The organism is Luteibacter jiangsuensis (genome assembly GCF_030812295.1).
Classification (GTDB): Bacteria; Pseudomonadota; Gammaproteobacteria; order Xanthomonadales; family Rhodanobacteraceae; genus Luteibacter; species Luteibacter jiangsuensis_A.
The window spans coordinates 468227-489639 of the sequence record NZ_JAUSSK010000005.1 but is presented as its reverse complement, the minus strand read 5'-3'; the positions used below and the strand labels follow the sequence as shown (position 1 = coordinate 489639).

At 66.7% G+C, this 21413-nt stretch carries 21 protein-coding genes; 9 read left to right on the top strand and 12 right to left on the bottom strand.

What is annotated here, in order from left to right; all coding sequences use genetic code 11:
- Positions 1 to 78: 78 nt before the first annotated feature.
- The 7 genes from hpf to J2T07_RS18420 form a co-directional block, all read right to left on the bottom strand.
- Positions 79 to 429 (bottom strand): ribosome hibernation-promoting factor, HPF/YfiA family, encoded by a 351-nt coding sequence (hpf, locus tag J2T07_RS18450; protein WP_306852085.1) that lies wholly within the window; start codon positions 427 to 429, stop codon positions 79 to 81.
- A 118-nt stretch (positions 430 to 547) separates the two neighbouring features.
- A complete protein-coding gene (locus tag J2T07_RS18445; RefSeq protein ID WP_306852083.1) occupies positions 548 to 2029 on the bottom strand; it encodes an RNA polymerase factor sigma-54 in 1482 nt (493 codons plus the stop codon).
- Between the two features lie 99 nt (positions 2030 to 2128).
- Positions 2129 to 2848 (bottom strand): LPS export ABC transporter ATP-binding protein, encoded by a 720-nt coding sequence (gene lptB / locus J2T07_RS18440; protein WP_306852081.1) that lies wholly within the window; start codon positions 2846 to 2848, stop codon positions 2129 to 2131.
- Positions 2849 to 2852: 4 nt separating this feature from the next.
- The gene (lptA, locus tag J2T07_RS18435) at positions 2853 to 3434 is read right to left on the bottom strand and encodes a lipopolysaccharide transport periplasmic protein LptA (RefSeq protein WP_306852079.1); all 582 of its coding nucleotides are present in this window, start codon (positions 3432 to 3434) and stop codon (positions 2853 to 2855) included.
- The gene (gene lptC, locus J2T07_RS18430; protein ID WP_306852078.1) at positions 3397 to 3996 is read right to left on the bottom strand and encodes an LPS export ABC transporter periplasmic protein LptC; all 600 of its coding nucleotides are present in this window, start codon (positions 3994 to 3996) and stop codon (positions 3397 to 3399) included. The genes lptA and lptC overlap by 38 nt, the downstream gene beginning before the upstream one ends.
- The gene (locus J2T07_RS18425; protein ID WP_306852076.1) at positions 3993 to 4541 is read right to left on the bottom strand and encodes a KdsC family phosphatase; all 549 of its coding nucleotides are present in this window, start codon (positions 4539 to 4541) and stop codon (positions 3993 to 3995) included. The genes lptC and J2T07_RS18425 overlap by 4 nt, the downstream gene beginning before the upstream one ends.
- 55 nt (positions 4542 to 4596) lie before the next feature.
- The gene (locus J2T07_RS18420) at positions 4597 to 5610 is read right to left on the bottom strand and encodes a KpsF/GutQ family sugar-phosphate isomerase (protein ID WP_306852074.1); all 1014 of its coding nucleotides are present in this window, start codon (positions 5608 to 5610) and stop codon (positions 4597 to 4599) included.
- A gap of 177 nt (positions 5611 to 5787) precedes the next feature.
- Between J2T07_RS18420 and J2T07_RS18415 the strand changes: the two genes are divergently transcribed.
- Positions 5788 to 6027, top strand: coding sequence for a BolA family protein (locus J2T07_RS18415; protein WP_306852072.1), 240 nt, complete (start codon positions 5788 to 5790; stop codon positions 6025 to 6027).
- A 56-nt stretch (positions 6028 to 6083) separates the two neighbouring features.
- The gene (gene murA / locus J2T07_RS18410) at positions 6084 to 7343 is read left to right on the top strand and encodes a UDP-N-acetylglucosamine 1-carboxyvinyltransferase (RefSeq protein WP_306852069.1); all 1260 of its coding nucleotides are present in this window, start codon (positions 6084 to 6086) and stop codon (positions 7341 to 7343) included.
- Positions 7344 to 7446: 103 nt separating this feature from the next.
- Here murA and J2T07_RS18405 read toward each other — a convergent pair whose 3' ends face one another.
- The 3 genes from J2T07_RS18405 to purM all read right to left on the bottom strand — a co-directional run bounded on the left by J2T07_RS18405 (position 7447) and on the right by purM (position 10048).
- Positions 7447 to 8148, bottom strand: a complete 702-nt coding sequence (locus J2T07_RS18405) for a DUF3108 domain-containing protein (RefSeq protein ID WP_306852067.1) — start codon at positions 8146 to 8148, stop codon at positions 7447 to 7449.
- Positions 8149 to 8354: 206 nt separating this feature from the next.
- Complete coding sequence (gene purN / locus J2T07_RS18400; protein WP_306852065.1) at positions 8355 to 9002, bottom strand: phosphoribosylglycinamide formyltransferase; 648 nt, start codon at positions 9000 to 9002, stop codon at positions 8355 to 8357.
- Positions 9003 to 9010: 8 nt separating this feature from the next.
- On the bottom strand, positions 9011 to 10048 hold the full coding sequence (gene purM / locus J2T07_RS18395; RefSeq protein ID WP_306852063.1) for a phosphoribosylformylglycinamidine cyclo-ligase: 1038 nt from the start codon (positions 10046 to 10048) through the stop codon (positions 9011 to 9013).
- Positions 10049 to 10185: 137 nt separating this feature from the next.
- Between purM and J2T07_RS18390 the strand changes: the two genes are divergently transcribed.
- The 3 genes from J2T07_RS18390 to hda all read left to right on the top strand — a co-directional run bounded on the left by J2T07_RS18390 (position 10186) and on the right by hda (position 13101).
- Positions 10186 to 11172, top strand: coding sequence for a DUF2066 domain-containing protein (locus tag J2T07_RS18390; protein WP_306852061.1), 987 nt, complete (start codon positions 10186 to 10188; stop codon positions 11170 to 11172).
- Positions 11173 to 11245: 73 nt separating this feature from the next.
- Entirely contained in the window at positions 11246 to 12409 is a 1164-nt protein-coding gene (locus J2T07_RS18385) for an AI-2E family transporter (protein WP_306852060.1), read from the top strand.
- Positions 12406 to 13101 carry a DnaA regulatory inactivator Hda gene (hda, locus tag J2T07_RS18380; RefSeq protein WP_306852058.1) on the top strand — a complete coding sequence of 232 codons (696 nt, stop codon included), beginning with the start codon at positions 12406 to 12408 and terminating at the stop codon, positions 13099 to 13101. The genes J2T07_RS18385 and hda overlap by 4 nt, the downstream gene beginning before the upstream one ends.
- A 2-nt stretch (positions 13102 to 13103) precedes the next feature.
- Here hda and J2T07_RS18375 read toward each other — a convergent pair whose 3' ends face one another.
- Positions 13104 to 14147: a metallophosphoesterase gene (locus J2T07_RS18375; protein WP_306852056.1), complete on the bottom strand. Its 1044-nt coding sequence runs from the start codon at positions 14145 to 14147 to the stop codon at positions 13104 to 13106.
- A 137-nt stretch (positions 14148 to 14284) separates the two neighbouring features.
- Entirely contained in the window at positions 14285 to 15088 is an 804-nt protein-coding gene (locus J2T07_RS18370) for an inositol monophosphatase family protein (RefSeq protein WP_306852055.1), read from the bottom strand.
- Positions 15089 to 15222: 134 nt separating this feature from the next.
- Between J2T07_RS18370 and J2T07_RS18365 the strand changes: the two genes are divergently transcribed.
- The 4 genes from J2T07_RS18365 to murD all read left to right on the top strand — a co-directional run bounded on the left by J2T07_RS18365 (position 15223) and on the right by murD (position 21374).
- A complete protein-coding gene (locus J2T07_RS18365) occupies positions 15223 to 15990 on the top strand; it encodes an RNA methyltransferase (RefSeq protein WP_306852053.1) in 768 nt (255 codons plus the stop codon).
- Positions 15991 to 16076: 86 nt separating this feature from the next.
- Entirely contained in the window at positions 16077 to 18689 is a 2613-nt protein-coding gene (locus J2T07_RS18360) for a bifunctional aspartate kinase/diaminopimelate decarboxylase (RefSeq protein WP_306852050.1), read from the top strand.
- On the top strand, positions 18686 to 20035 hold the full coding sequence (gene murL, locus J2T07_RS18355; protein ID WP_306852047.1) for a UDP-N-acetyl-alpha-D-muramoyl-L-alanyl-L-glutamate epimerase: 1350 nt from the start codon (positions 18686 to 18688) through the stop codon (positions 20033 to 20035). Before J2T07_RS18360 ends, murL begins: the two co-directional genes overlap by 4 nt.
- Positions 20022 to 21374 carry a UDP-N-acetylmuramoyl-L-alanine--D-glutamate ligase gene (murD, locus tag J2T07_RS18350; RefSeq protein WP_306852044.1) on the top strand — a complete coding sequence of 451 codons (1353 nt, stop codon included), beginning with the start codon at positions 20022 to 20024 and terminating at the stop codon, positions 21372 to 21374. Before murL ends, murD begins: the two co-directional genes overlap by 14 nt.
- Positions 21375 to 21413: the final 39 nt, after the last annotated feature.

Genomic DNA, 21413 nt, shown 5'->3' with positions numbered 1-21413 from the left:
GGCGGGCCGGCTTGCTTATATTGTGCCATAAGGGTGGAAAGCGGCCCGGCCCACCAGGATCCCTTGCCGGGCCGGACTTCAGCTGCTGGCGACGCGACCGTCGCGGACCTCGTGGTTGTGGTGGTCCTTCAGCTTTTCCTTGTGTTTCTTCAGCTGGTCGGCCAGCTTGGCGATCATCGCGTCGATCGCGGTGTACATCGTGTCGTTCTTGTTGTCGTCCTCGAGCCGGGCAATACCGTCGGCGTGCAGGCGCGTGCCCGCGCAATGCAGGGTGCCACCGGCCTTGTGCTCGTTCTTGTCGACGGAAAGGACCACGTCGAGGGCTTTGATGTTGTCGAAAAGGCGCTCGAAGCGGCCGACTTGCTGTTCCACGCGCTCACGCAGGGCGGGGGTGATATGGATGTGCTGGCCGCTGATCTGGATTTGCATTGACGCCTCCTTCTTGCTGAGGGTGCCGCCTTGTGGCGACGAGAGCGGAACGGAGGGGTACCGTTCCTCTAGCCTTGAACCTATGGGACCGTAGACCTCCGTTGGGGTTCCTTGCGTGTCAGCTGGCGCGGACGCGTTCGCTGGAACTGGGGATGCGCATGGCCTCGCGGTACTTGGCCACCGTACGTCGTGCCACCTGAATACCGCGCCGATGCAGTTCCTCTGCCAGGGCTTGGTCGGACAGGGGGCGGCGTGCGTCCTCGGCCATGATGAGCTTACGCAGCATGGCCTGGATCGCGGTGGCGGACGCGGTGCCGCCGTCCTCGGTGGCGACGCCGCTGGAGAAGAAATGTTTCAGCTCGAAGGTGCCGCGCGGCGTGTGCATGTATTTGCGCGTGGTCACCCGGGAGATCGTGGACTCGTGCATGCCCACTTCCTCGGCCACTTCGCGCAACACCAGCGGGTGCATGGCCTCGGGGCCATAGTCGAGGAACGCGCTTTGCCGGCGGACGATCACATCGGCCACCTTCTGCAAGGTTTCGGCCCTGGATTGCAGGCTCTTGAGCAGCCAGCGCGCTTCCTGCAGCTGGCCTTTCATCCAGGTGGCGTCGTCGCCGCGGGCGCGCGCGATGAGGTTGCAATAGTGCTGGTTGAGACCCAGCCGGGGCTGGGAGTCGGGATTGAGGCTGACCTGCCAGCGTCCGTTCTCGCGCCGGGCGTAGACGTCGGGTGCCACGTATTCCACGGGCGTGGCATCCAGGGCGGCGCCGGGACGAGGGTCGAGGCTGCGTATGAGGCCCGCCGCGGCGGCCACGTGGGTCTCGGGCGCCTTGAGCCGGCGGGCGATCTTGGCGGTGTCGTTGCGTGCCAGCAGTTCCAGTTCCTCGTTCACGACGCGTATGGCGAGTTCGCGATGCGGGGTGTCGAGCGAGAACTGGGAAAGCTGGCAGAACAGGCAGTCGCGCAGGTCGAGGCTGGCGATGCCGGTGGGGTCGAAGCGTTGCACGCGCTGGCGCACGGCCTCGATCTCCTCCGCGGTCGCATACAGCTCGGCGGGCAAGGCGGCTTCCACCGCTTCGACGCCATCACGCAGGTAGCCGTCCTCGTCGAGCGCGTGGATGATCGCGGTGGCTATGGCATGGTCGCGGGGCGAGAACTGTGACAGGTTGAGCTGCCACTCGAGGTGCTGCTGGAGGCTTTCCGGCGCGGCATTCTGTGGCTCGAAGCCGTCTTCGTCGAGACTGCCGCTGCGGGAGGACGCACCGGCGTAGTCGCCAGCCTCGCCGTGGAAGCGGTCATCGTCCCATTCCGGAGCGAGTTCCTCGGACGGCGTGACGGTGGATTCCTCATCCTCCTTCGACGCCTTGACCGGGATGTCTTCGCGCGAGGGGAATTCCGGAGTCTCGTAGCCGTCTTCCGCGGCCGGCTCCGTTTCGGACTCGGCGTCTTCCGCGAACTCGAGCAAGGGATTGCTTTCCGCGATCTGGCGGAGTTCGGCCTCGAGCTCAAGCTGTGACAGTTGCAGGAGGCGGATGGCCTGCTGCAACTGCGGCGTCAGCGTGAGCTGCTGATGGAGGCGAAACTGGAGTCCGGGTTTCATGCCTACGACGCTTGGGGTTCCCGATCCATCGTAACCCCTTACGGGCCCCGCAAACCAGCGGCGCGCCGAGCTGGCTTCGCGAAAGGAAACCGGATGCTGTCAGATCCGGAATTCACGGCCCAGATACACCTCCCGAACCTTTTCGTCGGCCAGGATGTGCTGCGGTGTGCCGCGGGAAAGCACCTCGCCGTCGTTCAGGATGTACGCGCGATCACAGATGCCGAGGGTCTCGCGCACGTTGTGGTCGGTGATCAGCACGCCGATCCCGCGCTCCTTCAGGTGGCGGACGATGCGCTGGATCTCGCCCACCGAGATGGGGTCGACGCCCGCGAACGGTTCGTCGAGCAGCATGTAGCGAGGGCGCGCGGCGAGGGCGCGGGCGATCTCCACGCGGCGGCGTTCGCCGCCGGACAGGCTGATGCCTTTTTGCTCCGCGATATGCGAGATCTTGAGCTCGTCCAGCAGGCTCTCCAACTCGTCCTCGCGTTGCTTCTGGGTCATGCCTTCGCGCAATTCCAGCACGGCCAGGATGTTGTCCGACACGCTGAGCCGCCGGAACACCGAGGCTTCCTGCGGCAGGTAGCCGATACCCAGCTTGGCACGCGCATGCATCGGCAGTCCGGTGATGTCTTGCTGGTCGAGCTTGATGGAGCCGGCGTCGGCCTGGATGAGGCCCACCACCATGTAGAAGCAGGTGGTCTTGCCGGCGCCGTTGGGGCCGAGCAGGCCGACCACCTCGCCCTCACGGATGGAAAAGGCGAAATCGCGAACCACCTGGCGCGCGCGGAAGCGCTTCTGCAGGCCTTGGGCTGAAAGCATCGGGTCAGGGCTTCTTCGTGTCGGGTGCCGGCGCCGCGGGCGTCGCCGGGGCGGCGGCAGGCTTGTTCTTCGGCTGGAAGGTCATGTGCACGGGGGCGGCGCCATTGCTCTCGCCGGTCATCGTGCTGTCCTTGGTGTTGTAGGTGAGCTTGTCGCCTTCGGCGCTGCCCTTGGCCGGCTGCTTGACCTTGGCGTTGCCCGTGAGGACGGCGAAGTCCTGGTCGACCTTGTAGTCGATGTTCAGCGCCTGGCCGTCCATCGGCTCGTTCTGCTCGTCGAGCTGGTGAATGGTGGCCGGCTTGCCGTCGACCACCACGCGGGTGATGTTGTTGTCGGCATCCAGGTAGCCGGTGGCCTTGTCGCCGGTGATCTTCAGCGTGCCCTGGGTGAGGATCACGTTGGTGGTCCAGATCACCTTGCCGGCCGGTTGCTGCGAACCGTCGAACGACTTCGAGTGGACGTCGACCGGCTCGTTGCGGTCGGATTGCTTCGCCACGACGGGCAGGCTGGCCACGAGTGCCATGCCGAGCACCGCGAACAGGGCGGCCTTAGCGCTTGCGCGGCAGGTACGTGCTATGGACTGCATCGAGGAGCTCCAGGTGCTTGGTGTCGAGATTGGCGCGCATGCCAACGCCATCCATTGTAGAGCTTCCCTGCACGATCCGCGCCGCCTCGGCAGTTTCCAGGCGGTTCTCCTTGGGCCACGCGGTGACCTCGGAGGTGTCGATGCTGGCGGCCTGGGTGGTGCCGAAGGCCGGCCGCTCCATGTGGACCTTGCCCTGCAGCTTGAGCAGGCTGCCGTCCTTGTTCACCCAACCGTACTGGGAGTGGCCCTTCCACGGCGGGATGTCGGCTTCCTTGGTCGAAGGGAGGACGAAATCCGGGGCGTTGATGTAGAGCGAGTCGTCGCCCTCGCGCCGCTCGAGGTGTGGCGCGATCAGCTTGAACGCGGGCTTGCCTTCCTCGTTGTATGAATCGAGGTCGAAATTGGTCAGCACGTAGCCGGAGCGTGGCGGGCCCACGAAGTCCTGAACCTTTTTCTCCGGCGCCGCCCAGTAGTAGAGCAGTACGCTGGCGCCGAGGACGACGGCAAGGATGCCGGCCGTGCCCGTCGCACCACGGTCCTTCAGCAGGTTGAACACGCTCACAGCCAGCGATCCCGCTCGGCCTCGGCCTTGCCCTGGGCAGCGAGGATCATGTCGGCCACTTCGCGGGCGGCGCCGTAGCCGCCGGAAAGGCGCGTGCGCCAATGGGCACGCTCGGCCACCCAGGGATGGGCATTGGCGGTGGCCACGGCGAGCCCGGCGATGCCCATGGCCGGAAGATCGGGCAGGTCGTCGCCGACGAAGGCGGATTCCTCCGGCGCCAGGCGCAATGCCTCGAGCAAGCCGGCCAGGCAGGCGCGTTTGTCCTTCTGGCCCTGGTAGACGTGGGCGATGCCCAGTTCCTCGGCGCGCAGCGACACGGGATGGCTGATCCGGGCCGTGATGATCGCGACCTTCACGCCGTTGCGCTCCAGCGCTTTCAGGCCCAGGCCATCGTGCACGTGGAAGACCTTGGTTTCACGGCCATCCTCGGCGTACCAGAGGCGCCCGTCGGTGAGCGTGCCGTCGACGTCGAACACGACCACGCGCACGCGGGAGGCGCGCTCGGCCACGTCGGCGGGAATCTCGGTGTAATGGGTGTAGGCCATGGTTCGCTATATGGGGACGATGCGGCGCGCCGGGAGCGCGCCGGGGCCCGGTCGTTCAGACGACGCGGGCACGAAGCAGGTCGTGGATATTCAACGCGCCGACGGCATGGCCGCCGGCATCCACCACCAGCAAGGCGTTGATCTGGTGCTTTTCCATCAATTGGGCGGCCTCGACGGCGAGCTTGTCGGAACCGATCGTCTTGGGCCCGCGGGTCATGAGCTGGGCCACGGAGGCGCTGCGCAGGTCGACGCCATCGTCGTCCAGCGCGCGGCGCAGGTCGCCGTCGGTAAACACGCCCAGCAGGCGGTTCTCCGCATCGACCACCGCGGTCATGCCCAGGTGCTTGCGCGACATCTCGACCAGGGCCTCGCTAAGTGTGGCTTCCAGGCGTACGCGGGGTACGTCGTCGCCCGAGTGCATCACGTCGGCGATGTGCAGGAGCAGCCGGCGGCCCAGGCTGCCGGCCGGATGCGAGCGGGCGAAATCGTCGGAGGTGAAACCGCGTGCTTCCAGCAACGCCACGGCCAGCGCGTCGCCCATGACCAGGGCGGCCGTGGTGCTGGCGGTCGGGGCCAGCCCGTGGGGACAGGCTTCCGAGGCGACGTTGGCGTCGAGGTTGAGGTCGGCCTGGGTGGCCAGCGATGACTTGGGATTCCCGGTGATCGAGATCAGGCCGATGCCCTGCCGCTTGATCGCCGGGAGGATGTAGAGGAGTTCGTCGGTTTCTCCCGAATAGGAGATGCCGAGCAGGATATCGTCCGGCTGGATCATCCCGAGGTCGCCGTGGCTGGCCTCGCCGGGATGGACGAAGAACGACGGGGTGCCGGTGGACGCGAGTGTCGCGGCGATCTTCCGCGCGATATGGCCCGACTTGCCCATGCCCGAGACCACCACCCGGCCCTTGCAGGCCAGGATCATCTGGCAGGCCTGGACGAAGGCCGCATCGACTTTCGCTTCCAGGGCGCGGATGGCCGCCGCCTCGGTCTTGATGACGTTGCGGGCGCTACGGATGACGGTGTCTGCGTTCACATGGAGGGCGTCGGCGGGCGGGGCGGTGCGGGCGTTCATGTGACCTCATTGTCCGGGTGGGGCAGTCCCTGGTTACCCGGGATGTCCATTTCTGCGACACCGGATTTCCATTACCATTACATATTCTCATTTTATAGTCGCTGCCATCGACGGGTGGTTCAGGGTCCGTTTCGGAACCCTCACCGGCGCGGCGCCCCCCCCATCACCGGAGAACCCATGGACGCTGCGCGCATCCAGGCATTGATCGAAGCCGGCCTGCCCGGCGCGCGGGTAGACGTTCGTGGCGACGACGGCGTCCATTTCGAAGCCGATGTGGTCTCGGAACAGTTCGCCGGCAAGCTGCCCCTGGCCCGCCACCGCCTCGTTTACGCCACCCTTGGCGACCTCATGGGCGGAGCCATCCACGCCCTCGGCCTGAAGACCCTCACACCTGAAGAAGCCGCCGGCCGCCGCTGAACAGCGCGCCAGGCGCCATCCTCCGCCCGTTTCCTTTCCCAAGGCATTCCCTTTCCATGGCCAAGATCCTTATCAGCGGCGGCCAGCCGCTCAACGGTGAGGTGAGCATTTCCGGCGCCAAGAACGCCGTCCTGCCCATCCTCGCTTCCTGCCTGCTCGCCGACGAACCGGTCAGCATCGGCAACGTGCCGCACCTGCACGACGTCACCACCTTTATCGAATTGCTGGGTCGCATGGGCGTTCGCGTGGTCCTGGACGACCGCATGAAGATGCACATCGACCCGCGTCCGGAGAATTCCTGCGTCGCCCCGTACGACCTCGTCCGCACCATGCGTGCATCGATCCTCGTGCTTGGTCCGCTGATCGCGCGGCATGGCAAGGCCGAGGTCTCGCTGCCGGGTGGTTGCGCCATCGGATCGCGTCCGGTCGACCAGCACATCCGTGGCCTGCAGGCGCTTGGCGCCGAGGTGACCGTGGAGAACGGCTACATCAAGGCGAGAGCCGGCCGGCTGAAGGGCGCGCGCATCGTCATGGACATGGTCACCGTCACCGGTACCGAGAACATCCTGATGGCCGCCACCCTCGCGGAAGGCACCACGGTCATCGAGAACGCGGCGCAGGAACCCGAGGTCGTCGACCTGGCGCATTGCCTGATCGCGATGGGTGCGAAGATCGACGGCATCGGTACCTCCACGCTTATCGTGGAGGGCGTCGAGCGCCTTCATGGCGCCCATTACGAGGTCCTGCCGGATCGTATCGAGACCGGTACTTTCCTGGTCGGCGCCGCGATGACCGGCGGCAAGGTCCGCGCACGTGGTGCACGCGCCGATACCATGGATGCCGTGCTGCAAAAGCTCGAGGAAGCGGGCGCGCACATCAGCACGGGCAAGGACTGGATCGAGCTCGACATGCAGGGGCGCCGGCCGAAGGCCGTGAACCTGGTGACCGCGCCTTACCCGGCGTTTCCCACCGACATGCAGGCGCAGTTCACCGCGCTCAACTGCGTGGCCGAAGGCGTGGGCGTGATCACCGAGACGGTGTTCGAGAACCGCTTCATGCACGCGCTGGAACTGCAGCGCCTGGGTGCGGATATCCGCCTCGAAGGCAACACCGCGATCATCACCGGCGTGCCGAAGATGAGCGGCGCGCCGATCATGGCCACCGACTTGCGCGCCTCGGCGTGCCTGGTGCTGGCCGGCCTCGTTGCCGAGGGCGACACCACCGTCGATCGCGTGTACCACATCGATCGCGGCTACGAGAACATCGAGGAAAAGCTCGGCGTACTGGGTGCGAAGATTCGCCGCTTGCCGAGCTGATCGGCTGAATTTGCCGGCGTTTTGATCGCCGGCGCTCAAGTCGCCGGCAGGGCCGGCTCCCACCAGGCTTGCGAGCCTGGGTGGGAGCCGACCCTGTCGGCGATCAGCGGCCCTCGAACTTCACCAGCTCCATGGTGAGGTCGCCGCCGTCCTTCTGCGCCAGCTTCACCGGGACCGGGAATTTCGCCGGTACATACCACGCGTTGAAGCCGCGATCCGCATCGGTGCGATCCACACGGATGGCGTCGAACGAGCCGGCGGGCACGGTGACTTTTTCCTTGCCCGAGACCGTGAACCGCTGGTTCTCCACCGCCTGCTTCACCGCCACCGGCAGGGCGACCTGCTGCTGGCCCGCACGTAGCGCGAGCCCGAGCGCGAGCGGCAAGGTGTTGCGTTCGACCATGCCCGGTACAGCGGCATAACTGAAGCTCTTCTTGTTGTCCTGCACCTGCACGGTACCGCCCTGCACGGTGAGGTCGCGGGTTTTCGATTTCACCGCGGCATCCATCTGGTAGTGATAGCTCACCGCCTGGGGCACCTGTCCGGACCAGGTGAAGTGCGAGGTCTCCGCCACATTGGCACCGAGCATGGCCGCGAGCCCCGAGGTTCCCTTGGTCTGGTTCGAATACTCGAACTGTCCGTTGCCCGCTGGTTTCAGCGTGACGGTGGCCTCGCCTAGCGGGCCGCCATCCTTGAGCACCTGATAAGTGGCGGTGAAAGACTGCGGCACGTCGGCGGCGAAAGCGGCGGCGGGCAGGGCGAGGGCCAGCGCGAGGCCGGCGCGGAGGAAGGTCGTGGTCGTCATGCCACCGAGTTTAGCCGGGGCGGCTGAATGCGGGGCGACGGCCGGCAGCCAAAGAGGGATCGGGCGGTCGAAGGGAGCCCGATTTGTATTGTGTTTGTATTGTGGGAGCCGATTCATCGGCGATGGGTGCTTGCTTCAACTTGGCCCGCTGCAGCGGGATCGCCGATGAATCGGCTCCCACATGGGGCTTACCCCTGGGCGGGGTATCAGAGGTCGGTCAGGGCCAGCGGTTGTGTCAGGGGCATGCCATCGAACACCGGGCCGCGATCCCAGCGCAGGCGGCCCGAGGCGATCGCGCCGACCACGGCGGGCAGCAGCAGGTGTTCCTCGACCAGCAGGCGTTCGGCCAGGTCGGCCTCGGTATCGCCCGGATGCACCGGAATGCGGGCCTGGGCGACCACGGGGCCTCCGTCGAGCTCGGCGGTGACGAAGTGCACGCTGGCGCCGTGCTCCACATCGCCCGCCTCGAGGCAACGGCGATGCGTATGCAGGCCACGGTACTTGGGCAGCAGCGAGGGATGGACATTGATCGCCCGGCCTTCCCATGCGGCCACGATGCTCGCGTCGACGATCCGCATGTAGCCGGCGAGGACGAGCAGGTCGGCACCGCTCCGGGCGACATGGCCGAACAGCGCCGCATCGAAGTCCGCACGCGTGGGGTAGTCCTTCGGGTTCAGCGCGATGGTGGGAATGCCAGCCGCTGCGGCTATCCCCAATGCTCCGGCCTGGGCCTTGTCGCTGCCCACGAGCGTGAATTCCACCGGCAACCGGCCGTCCTCACGGGCGGCGATGAGCGCGGCAAGGTTACTGCCGCGTCCGGAGGCGAGCGCGGCGATACGCAGGCGGCGTTCCACGAGAGGCGTCAGGCGATGTGGACGCGTTCGTCGCCCGATGCGGCGACGACCGAACCGATGACCCAGGTATCCAGGCCGTGACCGGCAAGCAATGCCTTCGCCGCATCCACCTGGTCCTGCGCGAGCAGCACCGTGAAGCCGATGCCGCAGTTGAACGTGCGCCACATTTCCTCGGGAGCCACGTTGCCTTCGCGCTGTAGCCACTGGAAAACCGCCGGCAACTCCCACGAGGAAGCGTCGATGGACAGGCCGAGGCCGTCGGGCACCACGCGGATGATGTTCTCCTTCAACCCGCCGCCGGTGACGTGGGCCATGCCGTGCACGTCCACCTTGGCGATCAACTCGAGCATGGGCTTCACGTAGATCGTGGTCGGCGCCATGAGCGCGTCGACCAGTTTTACGCCACCGACCTCGGTGTCCAGCGGCGATCCGGCACGTTCGAGAATCCTGCGGATCAGCGAGTAGCCGTTCGAATGCGGACCGGAAGAGGCCACGCCGAGGATGACGTCACCCGCGACGATGGACGAACCGTCGTTCATCGCGGACTTTTCCACGGCGCCGACGGTGAAGCCGGCGAGGTCGTACTCGCCGGGCGGATACATGTCCGGCATCTCCGCCGTTTCACCGCCGATCAACGCGCAACCCGCCAGTTCGCAACCGCGGGCGATGCCGCCGACGACCGAGGCGGCAGTATCGACGTCGAGTTTGCCGGTGGCGAAGTAGTCGAGGAAGAAAAGCGGCTCGGCACCCTGCACGAGCACATCGTTGACGCACATGCCGACGAGGTCGATGCCGATGGTGTCGTGACGACCAAGCTGCTGGGCGAGCTTGAGCTTGGTGCCCACGCCGTCCGTGCCTGAAACCAGCACCGGCTCCCTGTAGCGGCCGGACAGGTCGAACAACCCGCCGAAGCCGCCGAGTCCGCCCATCACCTCGGGCCGGAAGGTCCGCTTGACCATCGGCTTGATGCGTTCGACGAGGGCGTTGCCGGCATCGATGTCGACGCCCGCGTCGCGGTAGGTGAGGGAGCCCTGGTCGGAGGACATAAGCGGTTCCGGCACGTATTGGAAACCGCGCATGATAGCAGCAAGCGATGGCGCGGCCGGTTCCTGCACATACCCTGGATGGACGCCATGCCAAGGTTTGGGCAGACTTCCCGCCTTCACAAAGGGATGCCATGACCATGCGCCCAGCCCGTTTCCTCGTCTTTTGGATGCTCCTCGTGGCGGCCTGCGCCGGCTCCGCCATGGCGCAGACGTCGATCTACACGGTGACGGTGCCGGTGGCCGATACCAGCGCCGCCGTGCGCGACCAGGCCTTCGCCACGGGGCTCACCCAGGTGCTCGCCCGTGCTTCCAATGGGGCCGACCCCCGCGGGAAACCCGGCTATGCGGAGGCCATGAAACAGCCTGGCGGGCTCGTCCAGCAATACCAGTACGCCCGCACCGGTGGCGCCAATGGGGCGCCGCTGAGCCTCGATATCGTCTTCGATCCCGGTGCGATCCGCCGGGTGCTCGCGGTGGGCGACGCGTCGGTCGCGGCGCCGAAGCCGCCCGTCCTGGTGATCGTCCGCGATGCGGGTGGGGCGCTTCTCGGCCAGCAGGACCTGGTGCCGTTGGCGCAGATGGCCGATACCCGCGGTTACCAGATCGTCGTGCCCAAGGCGGATTCGCTCCCGGATCCGGCGGCCATCGCCCAGGGCGATCCCGGCGCCGTGGCGACCGTGGCCCGTCGGTACAACACCGCCATGGTCCTGGTCGGCAAGATCGGCGACGACCAGGCCGACTGGACCCTCGTTTCCGCCGGCCGTACCGGCACCTGGAAAGATAGTGGCGAGGCCCGCGCCGCGCTGCTCGCCAATGGTGCGAACGCCATGGCCGACAAGCTCGACCGGCAGTTCGCAGCCATTCAGGGCGGCAGTTCCAGCGGGAAGGTCTGGGTGAGCGGCCTGCGTTCGGCGGCCGATTACGCCGGCTTGCTGGCGACCTTCCAGAACGATCCCGCGGTCAAATCCGTGGCGCCCGTGGGAGCCACTGCCGACGGTGTGCTACTCAATGTCAATGCCAGCGCGCCGTTGGCACGCCTGGTGGCGGCCTACGCGGCGGGTGGTCACATACTGGGCGCCGACGCACACGATGGCGCCGACCTCGCCGTGCGCTGGATTCCGTGACGATCGACGACCATCGCACCGGCACCGCTTCCGGACGATGGCGGCGCACCCCCTACGACGAACCAGGACTCGCATGAACCACGACACCTCGCGCCGCTGGCAGCTGCTTGCGATCACCGCCGTCATCGTCTTCGTGATCTGGTTGCTGGCGCCGGTGCTGATGCCGTTCGCCATCGCGGCCATGCTCGCCTACCTTGGCGACCCCCTCGCAGACCGCCTGCAGCGGTTGGGCATGGGGCGCACCTGGGCGGTGAGCATCGTGTTCACCGTGATCTCGCTGGTCTTCGTCGGCGTGGTGCTCCTGCTGATCCCGCTGATCCAGCACCAGTTCGAGAACCTCGCCGAGAACCTCCCGCGCTACGTGGACTGGGTGCGCGGCACGGCCCTGCCGTGGATTCAGACGCGCCTGCGGCTGGACCCGAACGTATTCGATACCGACAGCCTGCTGGCGACGATCCGCGAGCATATGGGCTCGGTGGGGAGCATTGCCGCCAAGGCCGTCGCCAAGGTCACCCAGTCGGGCATGGGCGTGGTCACCTGGATCACCAATGCCGTGCTGATTCCCGTCGTGGCGTTCTACCTCCTGCGCGACTGGGACACGATGATCGCGCACATCCGGCGCCTGCTGCCACGCTCGATCGAGCCGACCGTGGTCCACCTGTCGCGCGAATCGGACCAGGTGCTCGGTGCCTTCGTCCGCGGTCAGTTGCTGGTGATGCTGGCCCTGGGCGTGTTTTACGGACTGGGCCTCACCCTGGTCGGCATTTCCATCGGTCCCCTGATCGGCATGGTCGCGGGTCTGCTCAGCTTCGTTCCCTATCTGGGTTTCATGATCGGCTTCGTCGCGGCGCTGATCGCGGCGCTGGTGCAATACGGCGACTGGGCGCACGTGATCCTCGTCGCGGTGGTCTTCACCATCGGCCAGTTGCTCGAAGGCTATGTGCTCGTGCCGCGCCTGGTCGGCGGCAAGATCGGTCTGCATCCGGTGGCGGTGATCTTCGCCGTGCTGGCGGGCGGTCACCTGTTCGGGTTCCTCGGTGTACTGCTGGCATTGCCTGCGGCCTCCGTGGTGGTGGTGCTGATGCGCTATGTCTTCGCGCGCTACCGCGAGAGCGACCTCTACATGGAACCGGCCGCGGACGCGTCCACCGAACAGGTGGAAGTCGACGTGGATGTCGACGTCACCGTGAATACGCGGCGCGACCAGCCGCCGTTGCCCGGCGATGGCCATCCATGACACCCCAGCTCCCCCTCGCATTGCGTTGGCCGCGACGCCAGCGCTTCGAGCATTTCCATCCCGGCGATAACGCGGTGGCGGTGGAAGCCGTGCGGGCCGCGGCGGTGGATCCCTCCGCACCATGGGTGTTCCTGGCCGGGCCATTGGGCAGTGGCCGTACCCATTTGCTGATCGCGGCGTGCCAGGCGGCGATCGACGCTGGCCGCACGGCCCAATACCTGCCGTTGGCCGGGTTACGGGGATCGCGTGCGGTGGCGATTCGTGGCATGGCGGGCAGCGATGTGCTGGCGATCGACGACATCGATTCCATCGCCGGCGAGGACGATGCGGAACATGCGTTGTTCGACACGTTCAACCGATATCGTGCGGACGGATGCACGCTGCTGTTCTCGGCGACGGGTGCGCCGGTATCGCTGGATATCGCCTTGCCCGACCTGCGTTCGAGGTTGGGTTCGTTGACCCAGGCGGTGCTGAAACCGCTGGCCGACGCGGAGCGCCGCGGTGTGCTGCGTGAGCAAGCCGCGGCGCGTGGCATCGAGCTGGACGACGTGGTGCTGGACTGGCTGTTCGCACATCATGCGCGCGACCTGGGTACCTTGCTGGACCTGCTCGATACCCTGGACCGCGCGTCGCTCGCCGCGCAACGGCGAGTGACGGTGCCTTTCCTGCGCAACCTGCTCAAGGACGACTGAGTTCAGTCCGCGCGCCGGGTGGGCACGGTGTCGATCAGCGTCTTGCGCTCCGGATCGTTGTCGCGCACGCCATATACCCGAAGTACCGCCTCGTTGGTATCGTGTTCCACCACCAGGTAAGTGCGCTGCGAAGCGGAGCCACTGAGATAGACCGGCACGCTGCCGATGTTCCTGTAATACCCGAGGGTACGGTGCAGGTGCCCTGCAAATATGGCCGCTACGTCGACGCCTGAAACGGTACGGGCGAAGTCACCGTTGAAAGTGTCGGGGTTGTGCATGTGGACGATGGCGAAGTCATAGGCACGATCCGAAGGGGTGCCGAAGGGCGGTACGTTCAGGTGCTCGCCAAGCAGGTTGTAAAGCCATGGCACCGATGACTCGATGTCGTACCGTGCAGGAATGATGCCCTCGGTGGTATCGAACGAAACCGCATACGTCGGGTGGTTGTGGAGCTGCATGTGCAGCACGCGATCCAGGCCCGGTGCACGCACGGCGTAGGCGAGGCTGCCCACATACCGGGTGCTGAATGCACCTGGTTGGGCCGAGAAGTCGAACGAGACGACGCCTCGCTTCTTCGTCACATGGCGAACGAGGTCGGTGATGCTGTCCCGCGCGCAGCCGTTGTTGTAGCAGCCCTCGCCCTGGTCGTTACGGATGTTGTTCTCGTAATCGTGGTTGCCGAGACCGAGGTGGACGTTGTCGCCGAGGATCCGCAGCAGGCGCTCCATCGTGCTGCGCTGCGCTCCGTGGCCATAGGCGGTGAGATCGCCATTGATGAATACGGGGATGTCCTGCCCCGGGCGGGCCGCGCGGTAAGCGACGATGCTGCGGTACTGCTCTTCGATCAACGCCTCGGATTCCGCGTCGCGTTCGGCATCGTCCTGGGGTATGCGGGCATCCGTCTTCGCCGTCCACGGGTATTGGGGATCGGACGTGACGATCATCGTGCGTATTTCGGCCGTGGCTGCAGGGGAGAGGCAGGTCGAAGCAATGGCGAGCGCGAGCACCGCCGAGAGGCGGCCAGGGTTTCGAGTGGGGAATGACACGGGTTTTTCCTTGATCCGTCGTAGGGGAAGCGAACATCCGGTTCGCCAGAGACAGATTAGGAGGCGGTGCCCACGCGCGTATGTAGGCGTATGGAGGGGCCAGCGCGAGGGGTTATCCCATGGCGCTGGCCTTCCGATTACACGCCGAGGAGGCGGGGCGTGGCATTGGCGCCGATGACCTCGGTCATCGCGGCGGCCACCTTGTGATTGGCGGCGATGATGTTGCCGCTCTCCGGCAGGCCTTCGCGGCCGGCGAAATCACCGTAGACGCCGCCGGCCTCGCGCACGAGCAGGGCGCCCGCGGCGATGTCCCACACGTTGAGCCCAGGCTCGAAGAAACCGTCGACGCGGCCGGCGGCCACATAGGCGAGGTCGAGCGCGGCCGAACCCATGCGGCGGATGTCTTCGGCGTCCTTGAGCAGCGCCGCCGTCATCGCCAATTGCGCGTCGAGGTGGTTACGCGCCCGGTAGGGATAGCCGGTGGCGATCAGCGCACCGGCAAGGCCTTCGCGCTTGCCGACGCGGATGCGGCGGTCGTTGAGGTAGGCGCCATCACCCTTGCTCGCCGTGAACAGCTCGTCGCGCAGCGGGTCGAAGACCACGCCATAGACAGGTTCACCCTTCTCGACCAGGGCGATCGAGACGCAGAAGTGCGGGATACCGCGCAAGTAGTTGTGCGTACCGTCGAGCGGATCGATGACCCAGGTCAGCGGGCCCTTGCCGATCTGCCCGGACTCTTCGCCCAGGATGGCATGGGTGGGATAGGCACGGCGGAGTTCCTTGACGATCTCGGCTTCGGCGAGGCGGTCGACCTCGGAGGCGAAGTCCATACGCTGCTTTTCGACGACCGCAAGGCCTTCGATGCGATTCATATAGCGCAGGATGATGTTTCCTGCGGAGCGCGCGGCGCGCGCCGCGACATTGACGGCGGGTCTGGGCATGGGGATCGGCTTGGTAAAAGAACGAGGGAGGCGGTCGAAGCCGCATCGGCCGCAGAGTTTACCACCCTGCCGCGCCTCGCCCAAGTCATTGCCGTTGTAGACTTTCCGGTCCTCCCGCCAATCGTCCGCCACCCATGGCTCTTTCCGATCTCCATGACCGCCTTCGTTTCGTCCTCGTCCGCACCTCCCATGCGGGAAATATCGGCTCGGCCGCGCGCGCGATCCGCACGATGGGGTTCGACCGGCTGACCCTGGTGGCGCCCCACCGCTTCCCGGACCCCGAGGCGACGGCATTGGCGGCCGGTGCGGACGATGTCCTGGACCATGCCGCGATCCACGACGACCTGGTCGGCGGCCTGGCCGGCGCCACCTTCGCCCTCGGCCTGTCCGCCCGGCGTCGTGGCGTGAACCTGCCGGAACTCGATCCGCGCGAGGGGGCGGCCCAGGCGATCGCCGCCGCCCGCCGTGGCGAGCAGGTGGCGCTGGTGTTCGGCAACGAACGAACGGGACTGGAAAACGACGAACTGGCGCGTTGCCACGCCATGGTGCGGATTCCGAGCGTCGACGATTTCAGCTCGTTGAACCTGTCACAGGCGGTGCAGGTGGTGGCTTACGAGCTGCGCACGGCGCTGTTGGCGGAGGAGCCGCGTGCTCCGGCGGCGGCAGGGCTCGACCCCGATGAGGCACCGGCGGATGCCGAGCAGATGGAGCGGTTCTTCACCCACTTGGGCCAGGCGCTCGATGACATCGAGTTCCACAAGGGCCGCTCGCCGACCACGATCATGCTGAAGCTGCGCAAGCTCTTCCTGCGCGCCCGCCCCGAGCCGCGCGAGCTGCGCATCCTGCACGGCATCCTCGCGGATGCGCAGCGCATGGCCCAGATCGCGCACAAGGGCGATTGATTGCGTTTTTGCCGTTGCGGCGCAACACTTCGGGGGATTTGCCGGTTTGGCCGGCCAACGCTTCCCCCAGCAGCCCAAAGAGTCCCGTGAGCGAAAACGCAAACGCGCCGTTGCCCCTCAACGCGCCCTGGATCGTCATGAAGTTCGGCGGCACCTCCGTGGCCACCGCCGCACGCTGGCGCAATATCCTTGAACTGGCCGCCAGCCGCCGCGCCGAAGGCGCGCGCGTGCTGATCGTGGTCTCGGCCCTGTCCGGCATCACCGACGGCCTGAAACAGCTTTGCACGCACACGGAACCCAAACGCCGCTCGGAGGCGGCCGCCGCACTGGCCGATCGCCACCATGCCTTGCTCGCCGAGATGTCCCTGCCGATGCCGGAGACCCTGGGTGCGCGGCTTGCCGATCTGGCGATGCTGGCCGAGGCGGGCGCCGTGGACCTGGGCGAACTGGCCTGGCAGGCGCGCGTGCAGGCCCATGGCGAGCTGATGTCCAGTGCACTCGGCGCGGCTTTCCTCTCCGCCAACGGGCTGGCGACCACCTGGGTCGACGCCCGCGAATGCCTGCATTCGGTGGTGTTGCCCAACCAGAACGAACGCACGCGCCTGCTCTCGGCCATGGTGGAGCCGCACCACGATGCGGCGCTGTCGGCGGCGCTGGCGGAGCGCGGCGACGTGTTCATCACGCAGGGGTTCATCGCACAGGACGAAAGCGGGCGCACGGTCTTGCTCGGGCGCGGCGGTTCGGACACCTCGGCAGCCTATTTCGGTGCGCTGCTGGCGGCGTCGCGCGTGGAAATATGGACGGACGTGGCCGGCATGTTCAGTGCGAACCCGCGCCAGGTCGCCGGGGCGCGCCTGTTGCAGCGGCTCGACTACGAAGAGGCGCAGGAAATCGCGTCCACCGGTGCCAAGGTACTGCACCCGCGCTGCCTTTCCCCGCTGCGCGAACCGCGCGTACCGCTCCTGATCAAGGACACCAACCGGCCCGAGCTGGAAGGTACCTCGATCGGCCCGGAAGTGCGCGAGCATGCGCCGAGCATCAAGGCGATCAGCGCACGCAAGGGCATCACCCTGGTATCGATGGAATCGGTCGGCATGTGGCAGCAGGTCGGCTTCCTCGCCGACGTGTTCGACGCTTTCAAGCGCCACGGCCTGTCGGTGGACCTGATCGGCTCGGCGGAAACCAACGTCACGGTATCGCTCGATCCCACCGAGAACCTGCTCGACTCCGATGCGATCGCCGCGCTGGCGGCGGATCTGGCCCGCGTCTGCCGGGTGAAGGTGATCGCGCCCTGCGCGGCCATCACCCTCGTCGGCCGCGGCATGCGTTCGATGCTGCACAAGCTGTCGGGCGTGCTGGCCGAGTTCGGCCAGTTGCGCGTGCACCTGATCTCGCAGTCGTCGAACAACCTCAACCTGACCTTCGTCGTCGACGAGGATGTGGTGGATGACATGCTGCCTCGCCTGCACGAACTGCTGATCGGCGCCGGTGCGCTGCGTACGGACGACAGCGTCGTCTTCGGACCCTCCTGGCAGGCGCTCTACGGCGCGGGCGAACAGGCGTTGCCGAGCGCGGCATGGTGGCAGGGCGAGTGGCCCGCCTTGATGAGGCTGGCCCAGGAACGTACCCCACGCTACGTCTACCACTTGCCGACGGTGCGCGCGCAGGCACGCCGTGTGAAGTCGTTGAAGGCCGTGGATCGCGCGCACTATGCCGTAAAGGCGAACACCCATCCGGGCATTCTCAAGGTGCTGGCGGAGGAAGGCTTCGCCTTCGAGTGCGTCTCACCGGGCGAGCTGGCGGCGGTCTCGGCCGCGGTGCCGGACGACGTCCCACTGTTGTTCACGCCGAATTTCGCGGCCCGTCGCGATTTCGCCGCGGCCTTGCAGACACGGGCGACGATCACCATCGATGCACTGCATCCCATCGAGCATTGGGGCGAGATGTTCGCCGGGCGCGACATCATGCTGCGCGTGGACCTCGGCCGTGGCCTCGGTCATCACGAGAAAGTGAAGACCGGTGGTACCGGCAGCAAGTTCGGCGTACCGATCGAGCACGTGGATCGTTTCCTGCGCCTGGCCGACGCGGCTGGCGTACGGGTGATCGGCCTGCACGCGCACCTGGGCTCGGGCATCCTCGACGCGGCGCACTGGGGCGAGGTCTACTCGCAACTCGCCGCGCTGGCCGAACGCATCGGCACGATCTCGGTGCTCAATATCGGCGGTGGCCTCGGCGTGCCGTCGCATCCCGGTGAAACGGCGTTGGACATGGCGGCGCTCGACCGCGTGCTTACTTCGGTGCACCAGGCCTATCCGCAGTTCCAGTTGTGGATGGAACCGGGCCGTTACCTGGTGGCCGATGCAGGTGTGTTGCTGGCCAAGGTGACGCAGGAGAAGGAAAAGGGCGCGAACGTGCGTTACCTCGGCCTCGATACAGGCATGAACAGCCTGATCCGCCCGGCGCTCTACGATGCCTGGCACGAGATCGCCAACCTCTCCCGTTTCGGCGAACCCGCCACCACGATGTACCAGGTCGTCGGCCCGATCTGCGAATCCGGCGACATCCTCGGTTCCGATCGCCGCCTGCCCGAGTCGAAGGAAGACGACGTGATCCTGCTCGCCCAGGGTGGCGCCTATGGCGCCGTGATGGCCTCCCGCTACAACCTGCGTGACGAAGCCGACGAGGTCCTGCTGCCGTGACCGCCCCGCTTGCCGATCCGCGCCAGAGCGAACGTTTTCGCTTCGTCCGCCATACGTTCGTCGATGGTGTGGCCGAGTTGGTCTACGCCTTCGACGAAGGCCCCGAGCTGGTCGAGCGTGTGACCTTTCCCGGCGCACCGTCGGTGTCGGCGGAACGCGAGGCCGCTTTCGCGGCGGCGCTGCGCCTGCTCCATCTGGTCGCCGGTGTCAGCTACTACAAGGCGGGCATCCCCGCTACGATCGTCGTCGAGGGCGAGGCGCTCGACGAAGACGGCGCGTCGATGCTCGATGCACTGTACCTGCACGGCCTGGCAGAGTTCGCCTACCGCAACCGCCTGGACCTGCGCGGACGTATCGCCTTTCCGTTCGAGCGCAAGCGGCATGCAGCGGTGCCCGCGATCGGCCTGCCGAAACGTTCGCTGCTGCCGATCGGCGGCGGCAAGGATTCGGTGGTGGCGGTCGAGGCGATCAAGTCCATCGGTGCCGAGGCCACGGCTGCCTGGGTGGGTAACTCGCCGCTGATCGCCGAGTGCGCCGCGCGCACGGGCCTGCCCACGCTCAACATCTCGCGCGAACTGGCACCGGGCCTGTTCGAACTGAATCGTCTCGGCGCGTGGAACGGGCATATCCCCGTCACTGCGATCAACTCGGTGATCCTCGTGGTGGCGGCGGTCCTCTATGGCTACGATTCGATCGTGTTCGCCAACGAACGTTCCGCCTCGGTGGCCACGCTGGAGTACGACGGCCAGGAAGTGAACCACCAGTGGAGCAAGGGCTTCGGTTTCGAGAAAACCCTGCACGACTACCTGCACTCGCACGTGGCCGCCGATCTCGACTACTGCTCGTTGCTGCGGCCCTGGTCGGAGTTGGCCGTGACCAGCGCGTTCGCGCGGCTGGGTAGCGACTATTTCAACGTCTTCTCCAGTTGCAACCGCAATTTCCGCATCCTCGGACCGAAACCCGCCGATCGCTGGTGCGGCCAGTGCCCGAAGTGCCATTTCGTTTTCCTGGCGCTGGCCCCGTTCATGGCCAAGCCGCGACTGCTGTCGATCTTCGGGCGCAACCTGCTCGACGACGAAGAGTTGGCTGGCGCGTTCGATGCGCTGCTGGAATACAAGGACCATAAGCCGTTCGAGTGCGTCGGAGAGGGCGCCGAGGCGCGTGCCGCCATGGCGGCCCTGGCCGAGCGACCGGAGTGGAGCGAGGATGCGCTGGTCGCGCGCTTCCGCAGCGAAATCCTTCCCCAGCTCGATCGTTCCGAACTGGCGCTCGAGCCGTGGCTCAAGCCCGGTGCGTCGCATCTGGTGCCGCGGCGCCTGCTCGGAGCGCTGGATGCGCTGGGCTGATCTCGAAGGCCGGCGGGTCGCTGTCTGGGGATTCGGCCGGGAGGGACGTGCGGCGCTGAATGCGCTGGCGCGACGCCTGCCGGGGCAGGCGGTCGAACTCTATTGCGCCGCGGACGAGATGGATGCGGCAACAGCGGCGTTTCCTTCGGTGCGCGTGCACGATACCGCCCCCGATGCCGATGCGCTGGCTGCCTTCGATGTCGTCATCAAGTCTCCCGGCATTTCCGCGTACAAGCCGGAACTGCTGGAGGCCAAGGCACGCGGCACGCGCTTCACCTCGGGTACGGCGTTGTGGTTCGGGATGCATGGCGACGCGCGCACGATCGCGGTCACCGGCACCAAGGGCAAGAGCACGACGTCCGCCTTGCTCGCGCATCTGGCGCGTTCGCTGGGCGTGCGTACCGCATTGGCGGGAAACATCGGCTTGCCCTTGCTCGAGCTCGACGAAGCTGGCGCCGATCTGTGGGTCATCGAACTGTCGAGTTTCCAGACCGGCGAGGCCACGGGCGTGTCCCTCGGCGTCGTGACCAGCCTGTACGAGGAACATCTCGACTGGCACGGTTCACGCGCGCGCTATGTCGACGACAAGCTCAAGCTGCTCGCGGCGTCCGAACGGGTGCTTGTGAACGCGGCACAGCCCACGTTGCTGTCGCGTGCCGCCGATCATCCGGGATTGCACACGTTCGGTGATCTCGCCGGGTGGCACGTGGCCGACGGCTGGATTCGGCGTGGCGGCGAGGACGTCATTCGTGCCGAGCGGGTGTCCGCTCCTGGGCTGCACAACGCGGTGAACGCCTGCGCGGCGCTGGCCGCGCTGGAGATCCTGGGTTACGACGCACATGCCGCTGCGCCCGCGCTGTCGACCTTCGTGCCCTTGCCGCACCGGCTGCAGCCGCTCGGTGAGCGCGACGGGCTCGCCTGGATCAACGACTCCATCAGCACGACGCCACTGGCGAGCCTGGCCGCGCTGGAAAGCGTGGGGGCGAAACGCACGGCGCTGATCGTCGGTGGCCACGATCGTGGCCTGGACTGGACACCCTTCGTCGAGGCGATGCACGGGCACGAGCCGGAAGCGATCGTCTGCCAGGGAAGCAACGGTCCGCGCATCGCGGATGCGTTGGAGGCGGCCGGTATCGCGAACGTCTACCGCGCCCTTGACCTCGGTGCCGCCGTGGCCGCCGCGCGCGTGTCGCTCGGTGGAGAAGGCTGCGTATTGCTGTCGCCGGGCGCGCCGAGCTTCGATCAGTTTCGTGACTACACTGAGCGTGGGCGGTACTTCGCGGAGCTGGCGGGTTTCGAGCCGGGCACGGCGAGCATCCAAGGTCTCGGCGTCGGCTAGCCGATCGCCGACAGGGTCGGCTCCCACCAGGCAAGCTCA

Coding starts and splice junctions, on each gene's coding strand:
- hpf (WP_306852085.1), bottom strand. CDS start 429: ATGCAAATCCAGATCAGCGGCCAGCACATCCATATCACCCCCGCCCTG.
- J2T07_RS18445 (WP_306852083.1), bottom strand. CDS start 2,029: ATGAAACCCGGACTCCAGTTTCGCCTCCATCAGCAGCTCACGCTGACG.
- lptB (WP_306852081.1), bottom strand. CDS start 2,848: ATGCTTTCAGCCCAAGGCCTGCAGAAGCGCTTCCGCGCGCGCCAGGTG.
- lptA (WP_306852079.1), bottom strand. CDS start 3,434: ATGCAGTCCATAGCACGTACCTGCCGCGCAAGCGCTAAGGCCGCCCTG.
- J2T07_RS18425 (WP_306852076.1), bottom strand. CDS start 4,541: ATGGCCTACACCCATTACACCGAGATTCCCGCCGACGTGGCCGAGCGC.
- J2T07_RS18420 (WP_306852074.1), bottom strand. CDS start 5,610: ATGAACGCCCGCACCGCCCCGCCCGCCGACGCCCTCCATGTGAACGCA.
- J2T07_RS18415 (WP_306852072.1), top strand. CDS start 5,788: ATGGACGCTGCGCGCATCCAGGCATTGATCGAAGCCGGCCTGCCCGGC.
- murA (WP_306852069.1), top strand. CDS start 6,084: ATGGCCAAGATCCTTATCAGCGGCGGCCAGCCGCTCAACGGTGAGGTG.
- J2T07_RS18405 (WP_306852067.1), bottom strand. CDS start 8,148: ATGACGACCACGACCTTCCTCCGCGCCGGCCTCGCGCTGGCCCTCGCC.
- purM (WP_306852063.1), bottom strand. CDS start 10,048: ATGTCCTCCGACCAGGGCTCCCTCACCTACCGCGACGCGGGCGTCGAC.
- J2T07_RS18390 (WP_306852061.1), top strand. CDS start 10,186: ATGCGCCCAGCCCGTTTCCTCGTCTTTTGGATGCTCCTCGTGGCGGCC.
- J2T07_RS18385 (WP_306852060.1), top strand. CDS start 11,246: ATGAACCACGACACCTCGCGCCGCTGGCAGCTGCTTGCGATCACCGCC.
- hda (WP_306852058.1), top strand. CDS start 12,406: ATGACACCCCAGCTCCCCCTCGCATTGCGTTGGCCGCGACGCCAGCGC.
- J2T07_RS18370 (WP_306852055.1), bottom strand. CDS start 15,088: ATGCCCAGACCCGCCGTCAATGTCGCGGCGCGCGCCGCGCGCTCCGCA.
- J2T07_RS18365 (WP_306852053.1), top strand. CDS start 15,223: ATGGCTCTTTCCGATCTCCATGACCGCCTTCGTTTCGTCCTCGTCCGC.
- murD (WP_306852044.1), top strand. CDS start 20,022: ATGCGCTGGGCTGATCTCGAAGGCCGGCGGGTCGCTGTCTGGGGATTC.